At 54.5% G+C, this 23,900-nt stretch carries 20 protein-coding genes; 5 read left to right on the top strand and 15 right to left on the bottom strand.

Going from position 1 to position 23,900, the window contains the following annotated elements; genetic code table 11:
• Nucleotides 1-102 precede the first annotated feature (102 nt).
• On the bottom strand, nt 103-1,458 hold the full coding sequence (locus C5Y44_RS10815) for an NAD(P)/FAD-dependent oxidoreductase (protein WP_075722854.1): 1,356 nt from the start codon (nt 1,456-1,458) through the stop codon (nt 103-105).
• Nucleotides 1,459-1,706: 248 nt separating this feature from the next.
• On the opposite strand from C5Y44_RS10815, the gene C5Y44_RS10820 reads away from it, so the two are divergent.
• Together C5Y44_RS10820 and C5Y44_RS10825 are read left to right on the top strand one after the other, a co-directional pair.
• Entirely contained in the window at nt 1,707-2,999 is a 1,293-nt protein-coding gene (locus C5Y44_RS10820; RefSeq protein ID WP_105324954.1) for a class I SAM-dependent methyltransferase, read from the top strand.
• A gap of 230 nt (nt 3,000-3,229) precedes the next feature.
• A complete protein-coding gene (locus C5Y44_RS10825; RefSeq protein WP_066839862.1) occupies nt 3,230-3,814 on the top strand; it encodes an SRPBCC domain-containing protein in 585 nt (194 codons plus the stop codon).
• Between the two features lie 147 nt (nt 3,815-3,961).
• Here C5Y44_RS10825 and C5Y44_RS10830 read toward each other — a convergent pair whose 3' ends face one another.
• From C5Y44_RS10830 to C5Y44_RS10840, 3 genes are all read right to left on the bottom strand, one after another.
• Nucleotides 3,962-5,341 carry an MFS transporter gene (locus tag C5Y44_RS10830; RefSeq protein ID WP_105324955.1) on the bottom strand — a complete coding sequence of 460 codons (1,380 nt, stop codon included), beginning with the start codon at nt 5,339-5,341 and terminating at the stop codon, nt 3,962-3,964.
• 807 nt (nt 5,342-6,148) lie between these two features.
• Nucleotides 6,149-6,859, bottom strand: a complete 711-nt coding sequence (locus tag C5Y44_RS10835; protein WP_105324956.1) for a YceI family protein — start codon at nt 6,857-6,859, stop codon at nt 6,149-6,151.
• Between the two features lie 7 nt (nt 6,860-6,866).
• The gene (locus C5Y44_RS10840) at nt 6,867-7,208 is read right to left on the bottom strand and encodes a hypothetical protein (protein ID WP_105324957.1); all 342 of its coding nucleotides are present in this window, start codon (nt 7,206-7,208) and stop codon (nt 6,867-6,869) included.
• A 231-nt stretch (nt 7,209-7,439) separates the two neighbouring features.
• Here C5Y44_RS10840 and C5Y44_RS10845 point away from each other — a divergent pair, with 231 nt between their 5' ends.
• The gene (locus C5Y44_RS10845) at nt 7,440-7,823 is read left to right on the top strand and encodes an RNA polymerase-binding protein RbpA (RefSeq protein ID WP_066793926.1); all 384 of its coding nucleotides are present in this window, start codon (nt 7,440-7,442) and stop codon (nt 7,821-7,823) included.
• Nucleotides 7,824-7,914: 91 nt separating this feature from the next.
• Here C5Y44_RS10845 and C5Y44_RS10850 read toward each other — a convergent pair whose 3' ends face one another.
• The 4 genes from C5Y44_RS10850 to C5Y44_RS10865 are packed head-to-tail and all read right to left on the bottom strand — an operon-like array spanning nt 7,915 to nt 12,313.
• A complete protein-coding gene (locus C5Y44_RS10850; protein ID WP_105324958.1) occupies nt 7,915-9,084 on the bottom strand; it encodes an ABC transporter ATP-binding protein in 1,170 nt (389 codons plus the stop codon).
• Between the two features lie 38 nt (nt 9,085-9,122).
• Nucleotides 9,123-10,040 (bottom strand): polyprenol monophosphomannose synthase, encoded by a 918-nt coding sequence (locus C5Y44_RS10855; protein ID WP_105324959.1) that lies wholly within the window; start codon nt 10,038-10,040, stop codon nt 9,123-9,125.
• A gap of 58 nt (nt 10,041-10,098) precedes the next feature.
• A complete protein-coding gene (gene lnt / locus C5Y44_RS10860) occupies nt 10,099-11,667 on the bottom strand; it encodes an apolipoprotein N-acyltransferase (RefSeq protein ID WP_105324960.1) in 1,569 nt (522 codons plus the stop codon).
• A 16-nt stretch (nt 11,668-11,683) separates the two neighbouring features.
• The gene (locus C5Y44_RS10865; RefSeq protein ID WP_105324961.1) at nt 11,684-12,313 is read right to left on the bottom strand and encodes an FxsA family protein; all 630 of its coding nucleotides are present in this window, start codon (nt 12,311-12,313) and stop codon (nt 11,684-11,686) included.
• Between the two features lie 82 nt (nt 12,314-12,395).
• Here C5Y44_RS10865 and C5Y44_RS10870 point away from each other — a divergent pair, with 82 nt between their 5' ends.
• Nucleotides 12,396-13,178, top strand: coding sequence for a cobalamin biosynthesis protein CobG (locus C5Y44_RS10870; RefSeq protein WP_105324962.1), 783 nt, complete (start codon nt 12,396-12,398; stop codon nt 13,176-13,178).
• 53 nt (nt 13,179-13,231) lie between these two features.
• Here the strand turns inward: C5Y44_RS10870 and C5Y44_RS10875 are convergent, their stop codons facing one another.
• Entirely contained in the window at nt 13,232-13,996 is a 765-nt protein-coding gene (locus tag C5Y44_RS10875) for an SDR family oxidoreductase (RefSeq protein ID WP_105324963.1), read from the bottom strand.
• Nucleotides 13,983-15,116: a Xaa-Pro peptidase family protein gene (locus tag C5Y44_RS10880; RefSeq protein ID WP_105324964.1), complete on the bottom strand. Its 1,134-nt coding sequence runs from the start codon at nt 15,114-15,116 to the stop codon at nt 13,983-13,985. The genes C5Y44_RS10875 and C5Y44_RS10880 overlap by 14 nt, the downstream gene beginning before the upstream one ends.
• A gap of 68 nt (nt 15,117-15,184) precedes the next feature.
• On the opposite strand from C5Y44_RS10880, the gene C5Y44_RS10885 reads away from it, so the two are divergent.
• Nucleotides 15,185-15,847, top strand: a complete 663-nt coding sequence (locus C5Y44_RS10885) for a trypsin-like peptidase domain-containing protein (RefSeq protein WP_233189960.1) — start codon at nt 15,185-15,187, stop codon at nt 15,845-15,847.
• 6 nt (nt 15,848-15,853) lie between these two features.
• Here C5Y44_RS10885 and C5Y44_RS10890 read toward each other — a convergent pair whose 3' ends face one another.
• The 5 genes from C5Y44_RS10890 to pafA all read right to left on the bottom strand — a co-directional run bounded on the left by C5Y44_RS10890 (nt 15,854) and on the right by pafA (nt 23,899).
• Nucleotides 15,854-18,661 (bottom strand): RNA helicase, encoded by a 2,808-nt coding sequence (locus tag C5Y44_RS10890; protein ID WP_105324966.1) that lies wholly within the window; start codon nt 18,659-18,661, stop codon nt 15,854-15,856.
• Nucleotides 18,662-18,724: 63 nt separating this feature from the next.
• Nucleotides 18,725-19,798 (bottom strand): twin-arginine translocase subunit TatC, encoded by a 1,074-nt coding sequence (tatC, locus tag C5Y44_RS10895; protein ID WP_199186039.1) that lies wholly within the window; start codon nt 19,796-19,798, stop codon nt 18,725-18,727.
• 98 nt (nt 19,799-19,896) lie between these two features.
• On the bottom strand, nt 19,897-20,340 hold the full coding sequence (gene tatA, locus C5Y44_RS10900; RefSeq protein ID WP_105324968.1) for a Sec-independent protein translocase subunit TatA: 444 nt from the start codon (nt 20,338-20,340) through the stop codon (nt 19,897-19,899).
• Nucleotides 20,341-20,400: 60 nt separating this feature from the next.
• A complete protein-coding gene (locus C5Y44_RS10905; protein WP_105324969.1) occupies nt 20,401-22,425 on the bottom strand; it encodes a YafY family protein in 2,025 nt (674 codons plus the stop codon).
• A gap of 34 nt (nt 22,426-22,459) precedes the next feature.
• Nucleotides 22,460-23,899, bottom strand: coding sequence for a Pup--protein ligase (pafA, locus tag C5Y44_RS10910; RefSeq protein WP_105324970.1), 1,440 nt, complete (start codon nt 23,897-23,899; stop codon nt 22,460-22,462).
• Nucleotide 23,900: the final 1 nt, after the last annotated feature.

A 23,900-nucleotide genomic window follows, 5' to 3' on the forward strand; every position in this document is an offset into this window, starting at 1 on the left:
CCTGCAAATCGCGGCAATAAGCAAAAGTGCTCGTCTTCCTCCTCACAGTGAGAGGGAATACGAGCACTTTTGCTATAACGCTAGAAATCTAGCCGGAAGGGTTTACTTCACTTCCTGCTTCGAAGCATTATCAATGATGTTGCGGGCATATGCCTGCTGCTTGGTGATTTCAATGTTGCTGCGGGAACGGGTGAAGAAGTTCTGTGCCCAGTTAACAACAGCGACAAGACGATTGCGGAAGCCCTGCAGGTACATCAGGTGCAGACCCAACCATGCCAACCAGCCGACGAAGCCGGTGATTTCGGTCTTGCCCATCTTCACGATGGCATAGCCACGGGAGATGATCGCCATGGTTCCCTTGTCGAAGTAGTCAAAAGCTTCGGTTTCATTGGAGGTGGACTCTTCGTCAACCTTGGCAGCAATCAGCTTCGCAGCGTGAGCGCCACCCTGCATAGCAACCTGCGCCAGACCTGGCAGACGGTTTAGCCCCATGAGGTCACCAATAGCGTAGACATTGGAGTACTCGCCCACGGTGAGGTCTTCGTTGGTGGAGACGCGACCCGCGCGGTCAACCTCGACACCAGCCTGCTCGCCAACCAGGCGAGCCAGTGGGGAAGCAGCAACACCTGCGGACCAGATCTTGATAGCACCGGTCAGAGTGTGCTCGGAGTCGTCCTTCATGTTCTTGTAGGTGACGGACTCTTCGTTGACATCGGTAACCATTGCGTTGAGACGTACATCTACGCCCAGCTTCTCCAAGGCACGCTGGGACTTGCGTCCCAAACGCTTACCGAATGGTGGCAGCACCTGTGGTGCGCCATCCAGCAGGTAGATCTTCGCGGAGGAGGTAGAGAAGTTTGAGTAGACATCCGTCAAGGTACGGTTTGCCAACTCAGCGATCTGACCGGTGAGCTCCACACCGGTTGGGCCAGCACCGACGATGATGAAGGTCAAAAGGCGCTCGCGCTCCTTAGGGTCATCGGTAAGCTCTGCCTTTTCGAACGCCGAAATGATGCGGGAGCGCAGCTCCAAAGCGTCGTCCAAAGACTTCATGCCAGGCGCGAACTCAGCGAAGTGGTCATTGCCGAAGTAGGACTGACCGGAGCCGGAAGCCAGGATCAAAGAGTCGTACTCGAAGACGCGGGTGAACTCGTCATTGACTGCAGTCACGGTCTGGGACTTGATATCAATGTCGGTTACTTCAGCGTTAACGAAGTTCGCGTTGTCCTGGTTGCGCAAGAGCTGACGAGTGGAAGGAGCAATTTCGCCAGCAGAAATCATGCCGGTGGCCACCTGGTATAGCATTGGCTGGAACAAGTGGTGGTTCTTCTTGTCGATCAAGGTGATATCAACGTTCTCACCCTTGAGCTTTTGTGCAGCAGCGAGGCCGCCCATGCCCGCACCGACGATTACAACGTGGTGACGGCCACCGTTTGGACGAAATGGAGCATCAGTCATTATGAAGGGGCACCCTTCCTGGTAGGTGTAATAAGTAATTTTTCGACGTAAACAGTCTAGATCCGAAAAGGCTGAAAGACTAGTTATTAATCACTGTGGCTTAACTTCTGTGCGGCATGCCTGATAAAAGAAGTGATTTTAAGTAACTATTATCGGACGTTGAGATAAACGTTAGCTCTTTGATGAGCGTTCCGCTGGGGATCTCCCTTGTATTATTTCAGGGGGATCTGAGGATGAGAAAGGCAGAAATGGCCCTAGACCAACACTTGTCCAGCATTGACGCTGAACAATGGCCTGGAATAGCTACATATCCAAGTGGAATTTTAACTAAAGTAAGGGCCCGCAAGGCAGAAGCGGAATTCGCAAAAGCCTGCTCACAGGCAGGCCTTTCCTTGGTCGAAGACCCCGACTTAGTGGTCCACCATGACGCTCTATTTGCGCGCATCGCCCACAGCGGTTGGTTGGGTGTGGCCGAGTCCTATATGGCTGGGGAGTGGTCTACACCGGATTCTGCGACTTTGGTAAAAGTTCTCACACAGCTGCTGAAAGTAGACTACAGCCCCGCTACGAAAGCCGTTGAGATCTCAGAATCTTTCGGTGGGGAACTCCCCGGCGACTTGGTCAGCCTGTATTCCGGCGACGGCTTGAGCCATCACGGCGGACTCTTTACTTCCGGTGTGCACACCACGGTGCGACAGTCTTGGCCGTCTTATACCCGCGGTCCAGGGGCGAAAAAGCCCCACTTCGTTGATGTCACCACGATGCATGAGCCCGATGACACCGTAGACCGGGAGGACCTCGGCGATGCACAACGGCGGTGGGCTCAAAAACTCTGCGACCTGACGAAAACAGGCGTGGGTTCCCACATGCTGGTTTATCCTGCCTCCGGTTCCCAGGTTGGCGTACAGGCCGCCGCACGACGTGCCACGGTTGATATCGCCTCGGCTGACGATGCCCACTTAAAGTACTTGCATGAGCAATTGGTCTTAGAGGGCGTGGAAGATTCCGTTGCTTGCATAGCGCTTGCCAAGGGCGTTCCTAATCGCACCGAGCTGCGTAGTCGTTATGAGGCGATTGTGAGCATCGAAAAACTTGAAGCATTAAGCCCCAAGCAACGGCAAGTCTTTATCGAAGCCCTCGGAAGGTTGTTGGTCGGCACTGGACGTGCGGTCTTGCAATCTCTGGTTTCCACAGAGCGCATGACCAAAGCTGCGCGTTCTGCGATGCAACCTTTGCGCGCTTATATCTGGCCAGGCATGGAGCTGCCGAGCGTCGACGATGTCCATAAACTAGTTGAGCGTCATTCCGGGCTGCGAATCGTGGAACAAATCCACCTAGGCGCTCACTACCAGGCATCCTTGCAGCATGAGCGTTCCTTTTTTGACGGGCGCCTGCGTGAAGCTGCCGCTGCTGGCTTCGATCAAGTCTTTCGCCGCTTATGGACCTATCAATTCGCCCTGCGTGAAGCGCTGCTGGCTTTAGAGATGGTAGATTCCGTGGCGTTTGCCGCAATGCATCGTCACCGCGGCGGAAAGCGCTAACTTCTGAGACTATTGTTGCTGGTGAGGGCTACTTTTAGCCCCCTCCAATTGGGGGTGATGAGCGATTTCGTTACCACCTTTTTTAAAAGGAGGGCTAGTGTTGGGTCTTGCTTAAAAACAAGCATTCTTTTCTAAAGGGTCTATTAACTGCTAATGGGCCCTTTCGTGGCCTTGAATGCCTTTCATAATCTATACCTAAAATGCAGTATCTACTTAAGGAGACTGTTTAAGTGTCTGTACAGCGTGCTTCGCAGAGCTTGGGTGGCGCAAACGCCGTAGCCCTCGTGGATGCAAGGGATGCACTCGATGTCGAGAACTTCGAGCCAACCGGTGATATCGAAGAAACTGACAACGGCCGTCAGATCGTTATTTCGCGTGAGCTGCCGCAAGCTCCGAAGGTCGTGTGGGGCTACTTGGCTGATGCTGCACGCATCTCCCGGTGGTTTGGGCATTGCCACACCATGGACAACCCTTCACACATGACCATGGTCTCTGAAGAAATCCAGTCCACCTATGACGTCAACATCGCAGAATCCATGCCTCCGCATTTTCTGCACTTGGAAGTCAACGACCACCAGGGGCACGATCTCAACCTGCGTTTCTACCTAGCGGAAGAAAATGGTCAGACCTACCTGGAGTTCCATCACAGTGTGGAGGGCGTCGAGGACCAGGTTGGCCTGATCGCTCCGAAGTGGGAATTGATTCTGGACCGCCTTGAAATCGCTCTTGATGGCGGCGATATCAACGATGTGTGCCTGGCTAATTACTCCTGCCAAATCGCTCACTACAGCGACGCTGGAGCGGCCCACCACTAATCGAGGGTATAAGTACATAAATACATAAGTGTATCGGCACCGACCCTGGTGCCGATAGAAAAATTCCCACCCAGACTTTAGAAACATGGTCTGGGTGGGAATTTCTATTTTTTACAAGGGGAGTAGCCCTTGGAGAAAGGCTATAGCTTAAACCTCGTTGAGATCTTGCTTCGACAATTCCTTCATACACAGCACTGCAACCAAGGAGATTGCGGAGATGATCGCCAAGTAGATACCGACTGCGTGAACGCCAACTTCAGCGACCAGCCAGGTGGCAATAAACGGTGCAATCGCAGCGCCCAAGATGGAAGAGACGTTGTAGGAAATACCAGAGCCTGTGTAGCGCACGTTAGTGGGGAAGAGCTCAGGCAAGACAGCGGACATAGGGCCAAAGATAAGACCCATCAAGAACATGCCGATGGTCAAGAAGGCCAGTACTGATGCTTCTGTCGCCGCATCAATGGCCAAGAACTGGGTAAAGGTAAAGCCAAAGACAATAATCAAAGCTGAGACAATTGCCAAAATCGGCTTGCGGCCGTACTTGTCTGCCAGGATGGAAGAAACTGGAATACCTGCGATAAACGCAAAGATGGAGATCAGCTGCAGCTGCAGGAAGTCGGTGTACGGGATACCCAGGCCAAGACCCTTGGAAGGATCGCCAATACCGAAGGAAAGAATCCACGTGGTGACCAAGTAGAACAGGGTGTAGCAGCCCACCATGACAAAGGTGCCGATAACCATTGGCTTGCCAGCAACCTTGAATACCTCGGTGATAGGTGCCTTAACCTTCTTGCCCTGGTCGACGGCATTTTGGAAGACCGGGGTTTCCTCCAGCTTCAAACGCACGTACAAACCGATAAGCACCATGACTGCGGAAGCCAAGAATGGAATGCGCCAGCCCCACTCCATGAATGGGCCTGAGGTGTCACCGCGGGTGTATCCGAGCACCGATACCAGAATCAAGAACAGGCCATTGGCAAGGAAGAAGCCGAATGGCGCACCGAACTGTGGCCACATGGCTGCCGAAGCACGCTTGCCATCCTCAGCGGTTTCAGACGCCAGCAGGGCAGCACCTGACCATTCGCCGCCTAGGCCGAGGCCTTGGCAGAAACGCATTAGTGCCAGAAGACCTGGTGCGATAATTCCCGCAGTGGCATAAGTTGGCAGCAGGCCAATGATGAAGGTCGCGATACCCATGGTCAACAATGCGCCCACCAGGGTTGCCTTGCGGCCGATGCGGTCGCCGAAGTGGCCAAAGATGATTGAGCCCAGCGGACGTGCAACGAAGGCCAAGCCAAAGGTGGCAAAAGACTGCAGCAGCGCTACAGTTGGATCCTCAGTAGCAGGGAAGAAGAGCAAAGGGAAGACTGCTACAGCCGCCGTGGCGTAGATGTAGAAGTCATAAAACTCGATCGTCGTGCCAATGGTCGAGGCAAAAGCCACGCGACGACGGTCCTTGCTGGTCAGCTTCGGTGCGGTTGCGCCATCCGGTGGCGTATTGCCGTCTTGGAAAACAGAAGTAGTCATTTACGGCGCTTTCTAATTAAAAGGTTCATAGGGTGAGATAGAGATATAGGCAGTGTTCATCTATCACCCGGCGTTTTAGATAATGTCTCACTATGTGGCCAACTATGTTTCAGCTAGTGAGAATTTTAGATTAGTCCTTTTGCGTGAATAAATCAAAGATTGACATACTTTAAAGGAATTTCAAGAGCGCCGACCGCCTGTAGTGCAGTTCGAAATAGCTACGGGTGCGCCCAGGCGACGGCTTTCAGTAATGAATCTAGAAGTGATTCCATACTGTGGAACGAATCTATAGCCAGTCTGCGCCCATACATATTGTCAGAGCTTGTCGATGTGTGGCCGAGGCCAGCAAAAGGGCGTGCCGATGTGCACCAAACAGGCATGGGGAGCGGGATACGGATCTAAAATGACATAATGTGCATTATCGGACAAAAGTGGAAGTTATTATTATCTTGCCTGGATGTCCATATAGCGTGCGCTTGTCCTTGCCCGCAGTCTGCGCCGTCTTGTGGGTGCCTACCGGTTACTGGTGTCGCTTACTGCTTGCTACTTGCAGTTGCCGCACGGTTCGGTTCTGCAAAGCCTCCGTGCGAAGCTTGCTGCAGTTCTTGCGGAGGTTTATGACCGCTTATATGTAGACGCACGCTCTGTGGCTTGCTTGCCTCAATGTTTACCTGAAGAGCCTTATAGGCTCCGCCATGTCACGATCGGTGTTTGGGCCACCCTTTTGTCCCATATACGTAAATGCCCCTAATAACGTCACTGTGACGTTATTAGGGGCATTTAGAGAGGTTTAGCTGATAGCTAAAGTTAGTTATCGATCTTCTTCATAGTCAGGCGAATATCTACGGTGCCTTCCTCATCGATCTTCGCTGCAATCATGTCAGGTGTGATCACGTTGAAGTCCAGGCGGTTAATTGGAATATTGCCGCCGAGCAAGATGGTCTCGCCGTCGCGTGCGACCTGGAAGGTTTCCGTCACGGACTTGGTTTCACCCTTGATGGTGAGATCTCCGGTGAGTTCAACATCGGCGAGGCTGCCGTCTTCAGGTACTGCGCTGATGTCGACGGGCTCGGTGAGCTCAAAGGTGGATTCTGGGAACTCGGAAGTCTCAAACAGCTTAGTCTTCATGTTCTCATCTCGAACTTTCTTGTCCGTGGTGAGACCATCCATGGTGACGGTAATCAGCGCTGACTCAATGGTCTGGTCAGAAATTTCTGCCTGACCGGTAACATCAGTGGTTGAGCCGGAAGTAACGGTTTGTTCGGCTGGCAAAATCTCCGCGAAGGTAAAGCCGACTGAGGTGGAATTATTAGCATTACCTGCAACAACTTCCCAATTGCCGTCGACTTCAGTGGACGCGGGCTTGGTTTTCTCCGCGTTGATCGGCTCGGTGGTTACTCCGGGGCCGGTAAAGATTGAGTAGAACATCGGGACCAGGGCTACAAGCGTGAGACCAACGATGATCACAATAAAAATTGGAACCATGATCTTGCGGGTGTAGAAAATTTTTTTCAACATTAGGTTTCTATCTCAACTCTTCCACTCGGCGGGCAATGCCTACCAATTCTTCAACCAATTGCCGTATCTCAGATGCCGGCGCTTTATCTTCCACGGCGGTGGCTATATCTTCGGCAGAACAACGAAGCTCAAACAGCCCATCATGCAACTTCACCGCGCGCTCAGGCGATAGTATCAAGGCTTTGTCGTTATCTGAAAAATTCCGAAGGGCCACGCGCTTTTCATAAGCTCGTTGCTTACATGCAGAACTGCAATACTTCTTTGGCCTGCCTCTACCCTGGTTTATGATGGTTTTCCCACACCTCAGGCATGCAGCTTGCTCGCTTTTGTCGCCGGAAGTATGTATCACTGTCTCTACCTTAGTACATGATTGCGAAAACTCGTAGGTCGCTGATTGTTATTTTGCAAGGAATATATTCGCGCCCGTAGGCGTAATTATGCACCTAGATCTTAAGTCTTAAGGGGCCCGGGAACAATTCGTGGCCTTAGTTCGTTATACTTATAGTTCTGTTTAATGAGAAGGTCGTGTGGGTATGTTGCCCGCACTCTCCTATCCCTAGATGTAAAGGATGATGTCGCAATGGCAGATCGCGTACTCCGTGGCAGCCGAATGGGCGCAGTTAGCTACGAAACCGACCGCGACCACGATCTCGCACCCCGCCAGATGGTCAAGTACCGCACGGCAGCGGGCGAGATCTATGAGGTTCCTTTCGCACACGACGCAGAAGTACCCGAAGAGTGGCTGTGCAAGAACGGCTCATGGGGAACCTTGGTAGAAGGCGAAGGCGTGGAATCCAAGCCCGTCAAGCCTCCACGTACTCACTGGGACATGCTGCGTGAACGTCGCTCTATCGAGGAGCTTGATGAGTTGCTGGAGCAGCGCATCGACGCTTTGCGCAAGCGTCGCCGTTCGGCTGCTCGCATGCTGAAGGAACAGCAGGAAGAACAAGCTAAGAACGCTTAATTTTGGTTTTTATGCGCTAGTAATCTGGCAAGAAAAACGATTGGTGGCACCTTCCTGACAAGGAAAGGTGCCACCAATTTTTATGCCTTTGCTAGTTCAGCCGCTCGCCATCACCAGAAGAGAAGACGTGAAGTCCACCCGCAGCGATAGCCGCATGGACCGTCTCACCGGTTTGGATATGAGTATTGGCATTGACCCGCATGACAATCTCTGCGGCATTTTGTGCCGCCACGGGTGCCGCGGCGGTTGGTGCAACACCAGCCGCCGAATTGCCATCGCTGCCGGAAAGATGGCCGTAAAGATAGGTGTCGCTGCCGAGTTCTTCCGTAAAGTCCACGGTAAAGGCAACTACTCCATGGCTATCAGTAGGTAGCTGCCGAGCGTCGGAAACCAGCTCTAGGCCTTCGGGGCGAAAGCCCACCACTACCGTGGACTCGCCAGATTCTGCTAGTACCGCGCGGGCATTATCCGGCAGCTTGACGTACGCAGCGCCATTGCTAGCCATGCCTTGGGCATCGACGTTGAATGTCGACAGGTTCATCGCGGGTGAGCCGATGAAAGAGGCCACGAAGGTGTTACGTGGGGCATCGTAAAGCTCGCGCGGCGTACCCACCTGCTGCAACTTACCCTCTTGCAAGACCGCGATGCGATCGCCCATAGTCAAGGCTTCAGTCTGGTCGTGCGTGACATATACCGTGGTCACGCCGAGCTTGCGCTGCAGCGCAGCAATCTGCGTACGGGTTTGCACACGCAGCTTGGCGTCCAAGTTAGACAAAGGCTCATCCATCAAGAACACCTGCGGGTTACGCACAATCGCACGGCCCATGGCCACGCGCTGGCGCTGACCACCCGATAGTGCCTTTGGCTTGCGGTCTAAAAACTCCGTCAAACCGAGAGTTTCAGCAGCCTCGCTGACACGCTTTTTGATCTCGTCCTTGGACTTGCCCGCCATCTTGAGCGCAAAGCCCATGTTGTCACGCACGGACATGTGCGGGTACAGCGCGTAGTTTTGAAACACCATGGCGATGTCCCGCTCACGTGGCTCCTGATTGGTGACATCCTTGCCCCCAATAGAAATGGAGCCACCAGTAACCTGCTCTAAACCAGCGAGCATGCGCAAGGTAGTGGACTTACCGCAGCCAGAGGGCCCGACTAGAACTAAGAACTCGCCATCAGCGATTTCCAAGTTGAATTTGTCGACAGAAGGCTTCTCCGCACCTGGGTAGGTGCAGGTGGCGTTTTCAAAAACTACGTGAGCCATGACATTCCTTTTTAGGGTTAATTAAGGTTGCTAAAAGCCTAGCGCTTAATGTTGGAGCGCACGTCGTTGACCGTAAATTTAGCGATCTTCCACATCTCCCCTGCCATGTCACCGACAAAGGACGCTGCTTCACCGAGCTTGGATGGAATGGAGGTCACGCCGCTATCATCGACTAGGCGCTTGACCACAGGAGTGATATCTTCAACGGCATCTTTGGCCTGCTCGCTGCGGTGCTCAAGACCCCACTTGGTTACTTCAACCAGAGAGTCTTTAACAAAGGAGCCATCCAGCTTGGATTCGCCGTATTCGCGCTCAGTGAAGGTAATGGGTACTTCGCGGACATCGAAGCCCTCCTTGACCGCGCGGAAAGCCAAGTCCACCTGGAAGATATAGCCAGCATCAGAAAGCTCATCGAAGTCAATGGATTTCAGCAGTTCGCGGCGGAATGCACGGTAGCCCGCGGTCATATCGGAAAGACCTGCGCCCAGCGCGACGGAAATATAGATATTGCCCAAGCGTGAGAGGTACTCACGCGATGCTGGCCAGTTAACGGTTTCACCGCCGGGTACGTAGCGGGAGCCAATGACCAAGTCAGCGCCATCGGCGATCTGCTCCAGCAGCAAGTGCAGCTGCTCCGGTGCATGGGAGCCGTCGGCATCCATTTCGCACAGAACCTGGTAGTCGCGCTCTAAGCCCCACTTAAAGCCCGCGATATATGCGCCCAGGAGGCCATCTTTGCTCTCGCGGTGAATGACGTGCACGTGGTCATCTTTGCCAGCGTATTCATCAGCTAATTCACCGGTGCCATCAGGTGAAGAATCATCCACGATCAAGATGTGTACCTCTGGCGTTGCTTCACGCACGCGCTTGGTAATGAGCGGGAGGTTCTCAATTTCATTGAACGTGGGAATGATCACCAAGGTGGTGTCAGACTTTACGGTCTGGGGAGAAGTCACGGGCGTTGGTACTCCTTAATCAGCAATAAAATGGGTGCGGCCAAACAAACCTTAACCACTATAGTTTAGTCGCTGAAGTTGCTTTTGCCGACTTGGCATCGCCACGCCGACTTTTGGGCTGACGCTTTGTCCACCAAGCATACCCTGCTCCCGCCACGCCGAAGACGGTAAGCACAAGCTGAATCCACCAGCCATAGCGCATCGCAAAAGTTATGGAATCACGCAGCGGGAGTTCTTCCACCAAGTATCCAGGCTCAAAGATCTCCGTGTGCTGCGACACCGTGCCGTCTGGCTGCACTATCGCTGAAACGCCGGAGGTAGCAGGCACCACCATCGCCCGATCAGCCTCAATTGCGCGCATGCGGCTCATGGCAAGTTGCTGATAAGTCATATCAGAAAAGCCAAAGGTGGCATTGTTCGTCGGACTGGTAAGAATCTGCGCATCGTTGTCGATGGAGTTTCTAAATGCATTATCGAAGCTGACCTCATAACAAGTAGCCACGCCGACCACGACGCCATCCATATTCACAACGCCTGGACCATCGCCGGGCTTAAAATCCCCGGCAAGCTCCACATAATCACTGACGTGGATCAGCAGATCGCGTAAAGGCATGGTCTCACCAAAAGGCTGCAGGTACTTCTTGTGGTGATAGTCCCCGGGCTCATAATCGGTTTCAAATACTTGCATGGTGTTGCGCTGCCCGACCTCATCCACGGTCAAGGTGCCCACCAAGATAGGAACGCCGACGGAATCGACGGCCTCATTAATCAAGGCGCGCGCTTGGCGGTCGCGGAAGGGATTGACATCTGAAGAATTTTCCGGCCACAGCACAATATCGACGTCTTCGCCAGAGTCTGCAAGCTCCTGAGTGACGTTGACGTGGTTTTCCAACACGGCCCTGCGCTGCGCATTAAATTCCAAGCCTAAGCGTGGAACATTGCCCTGGATCGCCGCTACTTTGAGCGTATCCGTCGTGTATTCAGGACGGTTAACCCCGAAACCAGCCAGTAAGCTCAGCCCGAACGGCACTAAAGCACAAACTATCGCCACACCGCGCATCCCCCATCCGCTGAAAGCTTGCTTATCGATGTCACCGCGTACATCGATAAGCACTGCCGCGATAGCGGTACCAACGGTCGCAGCAGCAACGGTCACTAGTGCTGGTCCGCCCCAGGCGGCCAGAAAAGCCAAGGGGCCGTCTACTTGCCCCCAGCCCAGGCGCACCCAGGAAAATCCGCCGAAAGGTGCCGAGGAACGCAGTAATTCAACCGCGAGATAAAAACTGGGAAAGATTAAGAACCCCCAGCCCAGGCGTGCGATAAAGACGCCGAAGATTCCCAGCAGCAACGCATACAGACTCAAAAAGACTGAGAGCGCAATATAAGGCATTGCTCCTACTAGTTCCCCGATCCAAGGCAAGAGCATTAAAAACGCGACTAGTGAGTGAGCAAACGCGATCAGCGCACCTGACTTCGCGCTGACAAAGTTGCCGCGCCACGGGCACAGGGACAAAAACAGCCCCGTGATGCCGAAAACCCCCAGCAGCCAAAGGCCGTGGGGTTCATAGGAGTAGTAAATTCCGGCGCCGGATAGACCGGCGAGCAGGAGGCGAAGAAAAAGTAACACTCTCAATTACTAGCACTTACTTGCCGCGGGAAGATCCATCTGTGCCGTTCGATCCATTACCGCCGTTACCGCCGAAGTCTTCTGGGGATAGAGACTGGCTCCAGTTGCGGATCTCGTCTTCATCAATGACTTCGCGCTCTTGTGCAGCACTTGGTTGCGTGCTAGCCGTGCCGGGGTTGCCGGTGCTGGGCGCACCGAAAGTGCCGAAGCTTCCGTAGCTATCGTGTTGGCTGGACATAGGTGATGCATCGTAGAAGCGCACGCCCATATTTTCTACGGATTTAAAAAGTTTGACCGATAGCAGGGTGCGCAGCAGCGCGCGGGTTGGCGGCAAGATGAGCAGGATGCCTAGGAAGGTAGTGAGGAAGCCAGGGAGGGATAAAAGTACACCGCCGGCTAAGGTCAAGCCCACATTTCCGGCAGTACGCCCTGGGGTGGCGTCTTCCATGATGACGGAGCCATCTTCGGTGCGTGTGGTTTTTCCATGCATGATGCGGCGGACTTCTAGACTGGCGATGGTCATGCCAAAGAGCATGGTGGCCAGCAGCAAGAGCAGGGTCCACCCGAGACCAATGAGGTTGGCGATACCTGCGAAGGCTAAACCTTCTAGGACGATGTATAAGAACAAGACAAGCATGAACGGCATAATGCAGACCATCCTACAAGCTCGGCTGTGACAAGACATGTGTACATGCTGTGGATTTGTCACCAAGTAGTAGAATTGCCGCATGCCTCGACCAATTATTACCTCCCAGCTAGATTCCACCGTGCTTCGTCTCTTTCCTGCCGGTGGTACAACTACCCCTCAGGATTGGCTGGAGTTGGCTGAGAGCGCGCGCAGTTATGCGGATGCAAATATCTATCTCAACGCGCATAGCGCCGTGGAACTTCGCAACCTCAAAGACAGCGAGAATGCAGCAAAGCGCTTGAGCGCCACTTCCTTGCACACGAGCTCGTGCCGCGTTGTTGCCTCGCCACTCAGTAAGCAAGCCCGTCACCTTGCCCAGGCCATTGGTTCTCAGGTTCCAGACTCTGCGGCCGAGAGCCTGCTTATCGGTGTCGATGGCGGCGAAGGTTCAATTGCTTGTCAGCAGCTGGATGTGTGCGTGCAGGTAGCAGACGATAGCTCGAAGGTGCAGATCAGCACTTCACAAGAGGTCATCCGCACCACCATGGAGCAGGCTCCGGATGCCGTGTCAGAGATTGCAAACCGCATCGAGGTGGCTCATGACGCAGTGCTTTCCGATGCCACCCTGCCCACCACCCCACTGCCGATCGGCTGGTTAGCCGATCACATGCCGGAAGGGCGCGTGGAATTGGGCGTGGGCTTATTCGAGGGCGTCATGAGTGCTGATATCGCTGAACTAGTGGGGCGCATGGAAGTGCCCGTGACGATTACGCCGTGGAAAGGACTCATCTTCCACGATCTTGCCGAAGGCGACGCAGATGTTGTCGTGCGTGTGCTCGCGCCCCGCGGGCTGATCTTCGACGTCAATTCCCCATTCCTCTAGAGATAAGTGCGATTTTCTCTTACGTTAAATGCGGCAGGCATTTAACGCGGCACTTACCTCGGCATGCGGCGCCAGATTGCGCGCGGCACCAGGCGCATTATGAAAGCCAGCACAGCTAGTCTGCGCGGAATCCACAAGGTGACACTGCGCGGTTTCTTGGTAAGTTCCGTGGGAATCTGCGCGGTGATGGCATCAGCTACAACATCGGGGGTAACCGACATCGGTGCGGGCTTCATGCCAACCGTCATGGAACCGATGACAAAGCCTGGGCGTGCAGTAATCAGCGCTAGATCCTTGCTTTTATCCAAAGTCAGCTTGTCCGCAAGCCCCTGGCAAAAAGCATCCAGTCCGGCTTTAGTCGAGCCGTAGACATAATTAGCGCGCCGGGCTCGCCACCCGGCAATCGAGGAAAAGGCGACGATGTGCCCGCGCGACATGACATCGGAAAGCACTGTGAGCATCGATACCTGCGCCAAGTAGTCCACCGTGGCGATGTCTACCGCATGGTGTTCATCGTGCTCGGCCTTGTTCTGCTCGCCCAAGATCCCAAAGGCGACTATCGCACAAGTAATCTCACCCGCGAGCTGTTGCGCATTGTTTAGCAGCTCACGGTGTGTGTCCACCGCCGTCGCGTCGAAGTCCACCGTGTGGATGTCGGTGGCACCGAGGGTGCGTAAATCATCGACAAGCTTGTCCATACCGTGCGTACCACGCGCAGCCAGCACAACTGGACGACCTGGGCACAACCTGCGCGCCAGCTCACCACCGATATCGCTGCGCCCACCGAGGATGAGGACAGCGCCCTTAGCGGAGCTCACGCGGCCCCTGGTTCAAAGATTCAATGCCATCTTTGGTCGTGGTCACGATATCTTCAATGCGCATGCCCCACTTGCCCGGCATGTAGATACCTGGCTCGATGGAAAAGGCCATACTTTCCTGGATAACCAAGTCATTGCCAGCAATGATGAAGGGCTCTTCGTGTCCACTCAGCCCAATGCCGTGGCCTAGGCGGTGGGTGAAGTACTCGCCGTAGCCGGCCTCACTAATCGGGGTGCGTGATGATGCATCAATCTCTTCCGCCGTGCGGCCAGGCTTTGCGAACTCCAGCGATGCCATCTGCGCATCCTGCAACACCTTGTACGCGTCGAGGAAGTCCTGTGGAGCTTTCGTGATATCTCCCCCGGCAACGTAGGTACGCGTGCAGTCCGAGTGGTAGCCACTAGCCAGGGTGCCTCCGATATCGACGACCACTGGGTCGCCGGCATTGATAACGCGATCGGAGAAGCTATGGTGCGGGTTGGCACCGTTTTCCATCGAACCGACGATGACAAAGTCGACGCTGACGTGCTCTTTGAGAATAAGCGCCTCAAGATCGTCTGCTACCTCGCGCTCGGTGCGGCCCGGCTGCAAAAGCTCCGGTACCTGTGCGTGGACGCGATCAATGGATTGTGCGGACTTGCGCAGCTCATCGATCTCCGCTGGGTCTTTGGAAGAAAAGAGCTCAGCCAGTGCCGTGTTGGCGAGCACCCACTCAGCGGAAATCAAACCCTGCAGCTGGAAGAGGTGATCTGCTGTTAGCGCTACTGTGGCTGCAACCTTGCCTGCATTCCGGCCGATAACGTCAGCAACCTGGCCGTAGATGTCATCGCCGTCGTTCCAGCCGTGCACCTGCATATCCAGCTGCGGAACCGGTGATAAGTTCAAGTCCAAGATGTCCGTGCCGGGTGCGAAAAGCTGCGGGGTGCCCTCCGCCGGGATGATCAGCGCGGTCAAACGCTCATGCGAGGACAGCGTTGAACCCACGAGGTAGAAGAAATCCTCGCCGGTGGCCACGACCACTGCATCAATGCCGGCCGCCTTCGTTATTGCCTGCGCACGCTTTAAGCGCTGTGCGTAGACTTCCGGCGCAAAAGTAGTCAATAAACTCATATCTGCCATGATAACCCTCTAAGTCCGCGAGATTTTAAGCCCGCCGGTAATCTACTGGTTTGTCTAAGGTGGGCAAGGTGAACGAAGAATTAAACGCAGTGCCTGAGAACTTAGCGGTTCGTATCTCCACTGGGCGTAGATACTGCTCAGGAATGTTGGTGGCCCCTAACTTAAATGCCTCGGCCGAGCTGGTGTCAACCCCGTTGATCCTTACCTGCGCGCACTATTTTCGTACCGCACCGCTTAATTCCTTCAACATCCGCGGCCGCGGTATTCGCGGCAAGCTTGATGCTGTGCGCGTCATTAATGGCACCGACATTGCTATTGCGCGGCTACGCCGCCCGGCACCGCCGCGCAAACTACTCGGGGTCGGATCCCAGTTCTTCTACCCCGGTTTGAAGGTGGCCACTTATGGCTTTGGCGGGAACTCCGCTGAGGTCAACACGAAGCCTGGCACAGTGCTTTTTCCAACTCCGCTGTCAATATCACGGGGTGGCGGCACGCGCGTACGCCCAGCAGCGGTTCAGCTTAATAGCCCTAAGGCAATCAAGGGTGACTCCGGTGGCGCCGTACTAGCTGCGAGGCACAAGGACGGCCAGCTATGCATCAACGCGGTACAGTCTCTCATCCTCGACCCGCTGGGGATCAATTTCGGGCTCGCAACCGTAGCACCGCTTCGACCGCACCTTGAGACCCTGCGCCGGGCTGCCGATAGCTTAATGGCGATGCCGCGTAGCTAAGCACCGCTAAGCGCCGATGGCTACTACCCCGCGCTGGATGGCATCGACCGCGCGCCGGGCATTGGCTTTGACATCATCGGTGTATGCCGTCTTCGCGACCTGCTGCAACAAGTCAATGGCTTGACGGCATTGGCGCACAAAGTCACCAGGGGTTAATTCTGCTCCAGACTCAGCTGCAGCCGACATGCAATAACCCAATGGTGCGCCCGCTGCCCACTGGTGCAAGGCCAAGGCAAACCCGGCCTCTGGCTGACGAGTTAGCGGCAAATTGTGCAGTCGCTCATCGGTGATCAATTCCTCGTGGATGCGCAAAGTCGCATTCATCGCATCCGCCATCCGGTCGGTTGCCGCATCTGGCGCACCAGAAGTCTCCTTGCGGTTTTCAAAGGAGCACATGGAGACCACTCCTGCCAGCTCCGCTGGGTCAAGGTCATCCCACACGCGGCGTTTGAGGCACTGCGCCACCAGCAGGTCACACTCGTTGTGAATGAGAGCCAAACGCTCGCCTTCATCCGTGATGACTGGGGTGCGGTCTTCGCCGACGCCTTCGAATTCGACGTAGTCCATCTGCGCCAACAAGTCGACGATGCGCTCAAAAGTCTTACCCAGAGTATCTGTCGCGCGCTCTACAGCAGTAGTGAGTTTCTTTAAGTCGCGTTCCCTGCGCGCCAGCTTTTGCGCCAAAGCTGCCAACTGCTCACGATCGGTAGCTGGCCATTCATGAACTGGGTGCAAACGGATGGCATCGCGAAGCACCCCAACCTTTGGGTTTGGACGACTGCGCGGCTTGACCTTCATGCGCTTTGGACGGTCAAAGTGCTGGCGACGGAACTGATCCTGGACGAACTTTGCGTTTCGACGTGGGTTCTTCTGCACCGAACGCGGCAACTTCATATGACCGATCACAATCGGAGGGTTTTGAATGCCACTGGCATCAATACGGCCTGACCATCCGGTTTCTGTGGTGATCCACGGGCGTGGATCGGCAGTTTGGTTGGCAGGTGTAGCCACTACTGCCAGTGTCGGGTGCTTCTTGCCGGCAAGCGCAATGACATCGCCTACTTGCAGTTTGCCCAAAATTTTGACGACTTCTTTAGAACGCTCATGGCTCTTGGACTCATTGGACTTGCGCTCTTCTTCGGTGAGCTCACGGCGCAGATCGATGTAATCGAGCAGCATATCAGTGGCGTTGTCATCATCAGGGACTGGTGGCGCCAGCATGCGCAGCAGCTCATCCAATTGCGCGCGTAAGTCATTGACGCGGTGCTCTGCACGTTCGATTTGGCGGGATTCTTCCACCACTGAGTCATCTGCTTGGAACTGTGCGAAAGACTTTTCCAACAGGCGCAGGGAGTCTTGGTATCCCAACATACCCAGCAAGTTGATAGCCATGTTGTAGCCAGGCTCAAAAGTCGAAATCAACGGGTAGGTACGCGTTGAGGCAAGCCCTGCTACTTGACGTGGATCCATGGCTGGCGCCCACATCACAACTGCATTACCGATGGTGTCAATGCCGCGTCGGCCTGCACGGCCGGTCAACTGCGTGTACTGACCTGGGGTGAGATCAACGTGCGCTTCGCCATTGAACTTAATCAGCTTTTCCAACACCACGGTGCGCGCCGGCATGTTGATGCCCAGCGCGAGTGTTTCGGTTGCGAAGACCGCGCGAACCAAGCCTTTGACAAAGAGGTCCTCGACGATGTGCCGAAACGCTGGGAGCATGCCCGCGTGGTGCGCGGCAAAACCTCGCGAGAGAGCCTGGCGCCACTGCCGAAAGTTTAGGACCTGCAGATCGTCTTCTGGGATGCCCTCGACGCCGGCGTCCACGATGGCCTTGATTTCTTCCGCTTCTTCCTCGGAGGTCAAGGTCATGCGCGAGCGCAGACATTGATAGAGCGCGCCGTCACAACCTGCGCGTGAGAAGATAAAGGTGATGGCCGGCAGCATATTCTGCCCCTGCAGGATCTTAAGTACCTCTGGGCGACCCAGTGGGTGGTAGCGATCCTGCGGACGGGGTGCGCCGGATCGGCTTGACCTGTCATCACGTGGTTCACGCCCATTGTGGCGTGCGCGAGCGCGAAAGCCCTTTCCTGATTTATAGTCGTCGCGACCTTCATCGGCAGAACCTGCCTCAAGTCGCGCGATACGGCGTGCTAACTCTGAATTAACCTGCCCGCCCGAACTTGGCTCGAAAAGGGGAAAAATTTTGCGCCCGAGCAGCATCCACTGATCCAGCGGCACTGGACGATGCTCGGTAACGATAATCTTGGTGTCTCCACGCACCGTGGAGAGCCAATCACCGAATTCTTCGGAGTTAGAAACGGTTGCTGATAGACCGATGATTGAGACAGATTCATCAAGGTTAAGGATAACTTCTTCCCAGACGGCACCGCGCGAGGCATCAGCTAGGAAGTGAATCTCATCCATCACCACGTGACTAAGACGATGCAATGCGGGTGAATCTGCGTAAATCATGTTGCGCAGAACCTCAGTCGTCATCACGACGATGTCAGCACCGCCGTTGATGGAGACATCACCGGTGAGCAAACCGACAGCTTGCTCACCGTGCTCCGCAACGAGGTCGTGGTATTTCTGATTACTCAGTGCCTTAATCGGCGTGGTGTAAAAACACTTCGTCCCCTGCGACAAAGCAAGGGATACGGCAAATTCGCCAACGATGGTCTTGCCAGCGCCGGTCGGTGCGCACACAAGTACGCCGTGTCCGTCTTCAACGGCCTCACAGCCCGCAACCTGGAAATCATCCAGGGGATGTGACAATGTTGCTCGGAATTCCTCTAGATGCGGGTGATTCATAATAGCCAACACTACCTGCTACCAGCAGGTAGTGCGAACAGGAACGCCGTGCTGGCGACGTTCCTAGAGCACATCATCGAAAGGGGTGGCCTTAGGCTTTTGCGGGTTGGGTTCAGAGAAGCTTTGCTGGAACTGTTGCGTTGGAATGTTCTGAATTGGTGCCGCGGGAGCAACAGGTTGTATTGGATCAATTCCCCCGTCAGCTCCGATGGGTGCGGATGGTGCAATCGGGCCAGAAGATTGTTCATCGTCTAAGTCCAGCCACTCTGGGCGTTCTTCGCCGCGGCGCTTGTCGTTGATGCGGCAGAACTGGAATGCCAATTCCACGAGCAGGGTGATTGCCGCGGACAGGATCATCATGGAGATTGGATCTCCGCCCGGGGTCATAAACGCAGCGAAGATCATGATGCCAACGATGATGACGCGACGTTTATCAGCCACGTGGTGGTACTGCAACACGCCGACGAGGTTGAGCATGACCAGAATTAATGGCACCTCGAAACTCACTCCGAAGATGGTAAGCAGTGCCAAAAGGAAGTTGTAGTATTCATTACCGGTTAACGCAGTGATCTGGAATTCATCACCCATGCTGATGAGGAATTCCAATCCCAATGCCACGATGAAGTAAGCAAGTACTGCGCCAGCTACGAATAATAAAACAGCAAGCGAAACAAACGTGACGGTGCCACGCTTTTCGTTCTTGTGCAGACCGGGGGTGATAAAGCCCCAGATTTGATACAGCCAGACTGGGGAAGAAAGAACCACGCCAGCCAACGCACCTACTTTCAAGCGCAGAATAAACATTTCAAAGGGCTGCGTAGCCAGGAGTCGACATTCGCCATCCGGGGTAAAAGCCGCACGCTGTTCTGCAGGTAAGGAACAGTAAGGGCCACGCAGGATTTCTCCTAATGGTGGCAACCCGAACGGTGAGGATTGGTACCAGATGAAACCCAAGATGGTACCGATAGCCAAGGCAAGGAGGGAGACGATGACGCGCTGTCGCAGCTCTTGGAGGTGCTCAACAAGAGTCATCTCTCCCGTTGTATTGGCTTTTTTCGCGCGACGCTTAGCTTGCAGTTGCTGGAGTCGTTGAACCGCTCCGCTCTTACCTGAACGTGCTGGCCTGCCGTTAGACATAACCTTCTATCCCCTACCGAAACTCACAACGCCTCACCAGCATGCTCACGAATTCTTCGTGGTAAATGAGGCGCTTTATACAATTTTACCGACAGCGATTACTGCTGCTGTGGAGGATAATTGTTTCCGTAGATACCACCCTGCTGAGGGTTATTGCCCTGCTGGGGATTGTTCCAATTATGCTGTTGCTGCTGCTGTTGTTCCCAGTTCTGCTGCTGTGGGGAACCGCCCTGTGGGTAGCCCTGTTGCGGGTAACCCTGTTGCGGGTAACCCTGCTGAGGGTTGTTTTGCTGTGGGTACTGGCGAGGCTGCATGTTGGGGTCTTGCCAGAACTGATCGTTTCCGTTGCCCTGGGTTAACTCGCCCTGCGGCTTGTTTTCCTCACGAGCTTTGGACTCGTTGGTCATCTCGGTGACTTCGGATTTGAAAATACGCATGGAGCGACCCACAGAGCGGGCCAAATCCGGCAGCTTTCGGGATCCGAAAAGCAATACGATCACCACAATGATGAGGATGATTTCTACGGCACCTAAACCAGGCATGAACTAACTCCAAAGATCGGGCGCGTACCTCGTGATTTTAGGTACCCGCAGCCTAAATACTTACGTTAGTTTCTGAGTATAACGAGCAAGCGCCGCAATTGCGTTTTCCGCAATGGCAACCGTGATACTTTCAGGGCTTGTCACACGCAGCCGATCGGCATTGCTCAACGCAAAGCGGACAAACCATGAATCCCGGCCAATTGGCATAGAACCCTCAATCCAGCCATTTCGCGCTGTTTCGGCCAATGCGATGTCGTGATAATCTGCGAGCCAGCTGGCAGATTCATGCAAAAAGATTGTGGCTTTTGCGCTGGAATCGAAGCCAAAGGGGTCTGTGGGATCGATCTCAGTACTCGCCGATTTGGGGGTGGCAGCGGTTTCTAGCACCTCAACATCGCGCATGCGGTCTAGCCGAAATGTCCTGTGAGCGTCACGGTCTTTGTCCCACGCGCTGAGGTAAAGCTCCGAATCAGCTAAAAAGACGCGAACCGGATCTGCTGTACGCGAGGTGGATTCATTCTCTCCGGAAGACCAGTACTCAAAACGCACCTGCTTATTGGTGTCGATAGCCGTGGCTAGAGCCGCCTGAATCTTAGATTCCTCAGGTGGGGTCGTTGCCAGCGAGTCATAGATTCCTTGTGTCTTGGTATCCATGATCCCGCGGATTTTATTGGCCGCAGATTGCACGGCCTGCGGATCTATCAGACCGGGCATCGATTCAAGGGATTCCAGCGCCAGCAGCAAAGCACTGGCTTCGGTGGGAGTCAGGCGCAGAGCCTGGTCCATGCCTTGGCTGTCAATGATATTGACCTTGCGAAAATCCCAAGACAAGTCAATAAGGTCCTCGGTATTTTGCGTTGCGCCGGACAAAAATAAAGTGTTGAGTGCCGCGACGAGTTCTTCATGCGACATGTCCAAATCCGAGGCCGCTTCCATCATCGACTTATCAGGATGGCGCTTAAAGTACGGCAAGATATTGGTCATCCGCACCAAGCGGTGAATACGTGGGCCGAGATTCGAGTTTTTCGGTGCAGTATCTTCTGCTTCTTCATCGCGGCGCCAGGTGGTGGGTTTACCATCGAGATCGACAAGATTCTCGTCCAGGGCTTTCTTCGCTAGCTTTGCGATGCCCTCCTGAATCTCACCCGGCTCAAGCACTTCCGCGGAATCTGCATACGACAGCGCGGTGCGCGTTAGCCAATCGGAGGAGACTTTATCCAGGAAGTAGGTTCCATCGCCTTTATCTTCGGCCTCTTCAATGAGCTCAATGGCTTTATCAGCATCCACGCGAACTGTGGCAGATGTTTGGCTGCGGCGCAGTGCGTCGTTGACTAAAGACTGCAAGGATTCTTGCACGGGCGGATGAGTGGCTTTCTCATCACGAGCTTTTACCGAAGTAACGCGCAGGATCCGGAAGACGCGGGGAGCTTGCTTGTCGATGTCATAGCCCACCAAATACACACGATTATGGTGGACCACTAATCCCCACGGATCCATTACTCGCCGCTGCGCGGGAACACTCGGCTGTGGCTTATAGTCAAAGCTCATCCGCAAGCCATTGCGAATTATCGTATTGATATCGCGAATAATAACCGGCTGCACCAAAGTCATATCTGAAACCGCGGTGTGCACAGGACTTGGACCGTGGCTGCGGGGGGCACCAGATGCCGCCAGCTTGCTAAAACCGGATTGCGAAAAGTCAGCGAGCCCGCCAGTATTGCCAAAACTTGCGGCCACGCTCAAAGCCATGGCCTCTTCCGGAGTGAACTGGATATCAGGAAGGGCGTATTGCTCAGTAAGCAGCTGGTAGTGGGTAAAGCCGTTAGCATCGCGCGAATGAGAAATCGGAATGCCAGCATGACGCAAGGTCAGGATGTCACGGCGTAAAGCCTTATCAAAGGCTTCGTCCGATTTATCTTTGTAGCCTTGCACGCTGCGTCGAATCCACTCGGCGGTCCGCGTGGGGTTAGCGCCGCTATTAGCAGCGCCTAAAAGGGCCAGATATAAGCTAATGTGCCGTCCAAGTGCTACGTACTCTTGACCGGCGGAACCTTTCATTGGCTTATCGCCTGACCCAATTCCCATTCGGCGTGCCCTTTCAGCTTTAGACTGCAAACTATCAATCGTGCATATGCTCTGCGATGTAGTCTATCAACCCTGCTAAGCGTTCATCTTCGAAAATGAAGGGATCGGCAAATTCCACCACCTGTGGCTCCGGGCGATTAACCTTTAACCGCGTCCAATCGACAGTGAAATCGGCACCGTATTCGCGAGCCTTGGCAAGAAACTCCCCGCGCAGCTTTGCGCGCGTGGTCTGCGGCGCGATATTTACTGCTTGGGCAATGGCTTCATCATCGGTCCAGCGCGACACCAAACCCTTGCGCATCAGCACGTCATACAGGCCACGACCTGGACGGATATCGTGATAGCTCAAGTCAATTTGGGCAAGTTTCGGATGCGACCAATCCGACTGCAGGCGGTCACGATATTTATCCAGCAGATCCTTCTTGATAACCCAATCGATATCGCGGTTGACCTTAGAGAAATCCTGAGTGCGGATAGCTTCGAGCACGCGCTTCCACAGCTCCACTACCTTGGCCATCTCTGCCGTGGGAGTTCCTTCTTCAGGGCGGTGCTGTAGCCACTTTTCGGCGTACTGGCACAAGAGCGTTTGAATCTCTAGGGCGGTCATCTGTGAGGCTGGAGCGGAATCATCGACAAGCTGCACCGGAGTTTGCCCCGTGAGATCCAAAGCGATTTGGCGAATATGCGCGATGGGGTCTTCGACCTCTAAATTCGGCAGGTCGAAATTCGCCTCAATCATCTCCAACATCAACAAAGTAGAGCCGACCTTCAGCGCAAAGGTAGGTTCCGCCATGTTGGAATCGCCTACGATGACGTGCATGCGGCGAAAACGTGAAGAATCGCTATGCGGTTCATCGCGCGTGTTGATGATGGGACGCGAGCGCGTCGTCGCCGAAGAAACACCTTCCCACACCTGGTCGGCGCGTTGCGAAAGCACGAAACGTGCCGGTGAGTTCGCCTTTTCCGGAGCGACCATTCCGGCCCCGCAAATCAGCTGACGAGTGATCATAAAAGGCATCAGCTTCCGCGAAATATCGCGCAAGACCATGTGCCGCGAAATCAGATAGTTTTCGTGACAACCGTAGGAATTACCCTGGCTATCCACGTTATTTTTAAACAAGATCAGTGACTTTGCCAGACCCATATTCTGCAAGGTTGACTCTGCTTGGACAGCTAGGTCATTGACGATGACATCGCCCGCGCGCTCATAGTTGAGCAATTGCGTCAGGCTATCGCACTCCCCTGTCGCGATTTCCGGATGCGAGCCGACGTCTAAATAAAGGCGCGACGCATTATCTGTAAAGATATTCGTCGCCTGGTGCTTATCCACCACGGGGCGAAAAAGCTCGCGCGCTACTTCATCTGGGGTCAGATGCCGCTGCGATGGCTCCGATAAAGCGGTAATGCCGTATTCCGTCTCAATACCCATGATGCGGCGGGCATAGACCGGCGACTGTGGTCTGTGAAAAGTCATG

It is taken from the genome of Corynebacterium sp. J010B-136 (assembly GCF_002967075.1).
In the GTDB taxonomy this organism is placed as follows: Bacteria; Actinomycetota; Actinomycetes; order Mycobacteriales; family Mycobacteriaceae; genus Corynebacterium.

Bases quoted from the DNA above. Each gene is read 5' to 3' on its own strand.
- C5Y44_RS10845 (WP_066793926.1), top strand. From the start codon at position 7,440: ATGGCAGATCGCGTACTCCGTGGCAGCCGAATGGGCGCAGTTAGCTAC.
- C5Y44_RS10830 (WP_105324955.1), bottom strand. From the start codon at position 5,341: ATGACTACTTCTGTTTTCCAAGACGGCAATACGCCACCGGATGGCGCA.
- C5Y44_RS10835 (WP_105324956.1), bottom strand. From the start codon at position 6,859: ATGTTGAAAAAAATTTTCTACACCCGCAAGATCATGGTTCCAATTTTT.
- tatA (WP_105324968.1), bottom strand. From the start codon at position 20,340: ATGCCTGGTTTAGGTGCCGTAGAAATCATCCTCATCATTGTGGTGATC.
- C5Y44_RS10890 (WP_105324966.1), bottom strand. From the start codon at position 18,661: ATGAATCACCCGCATCTAGAGGAATTCCGAGCAACATTGTCACATCCC.
- C5Y44_RS10850 (WP_105324958.1), bottom strand. From the start codon at position 9,084: ATGGCTCACGTAGTTTTTGAAAACGCCACCTGCACCTACCCAGGTGCG.
- pafA (WP_105324970.1), bottom strand. From the start codon at position 23,899: ATGACTTTTCACAGACCACAGTCGCCGGTCTATGCCCGCCGCATCATG.
- C5Y44_RS10870 (WP_105324962.1), top strand. From the start codon at position 12,396: ATGCCTCGACCAATTATTACCTCCCAGCTAGATTCCACCGTGCTTCGT.
- C5Y44_RS10865 (WP_105324961.1), bottom strand. From the start codon at position 12,313: ATGCCGTTCATGCTTGTCTTGTTCTTATACATCGTCCTAGAAGGTTTA.
- C5Y44_RS10880 (WP_105324964.1), bottom strand. From the start codon at position 15,116: ATGGCAGATATGAGTTTATTGACTACTTTTGCGCCGGAAGTCTACGCA.
- C5Y44_RS10820 (WP_105324954.1), top strand. From the start codon at position 1,707: ATGGCCCTAGACCAACACTTGTCCAGCATTGACGCTGAACAATGGCCT.
- tatC (WP_199186039.1), bottom strand. From the start codon at position 19,798: ATGTCTAACGGCAGGCCAGCACGTTCAGGTAAGAGCGGAGCGGTTCAA.
- C5Y44_RS10905 (WP_105324969.1), bottom strand. From the start codon at position 22,425: ATGGGAATTGGGTCAGGCGATAAGCCAATGAAAGGTTCCGCCGGTCAA.
- C5Y44_RS10815 (WP_075722854.1), bottom strand. From the start codon at position 1,458: ATGACTGATGCTCCATTTCGTCCAAACGGTGGCCGTCACCACGTTGTA.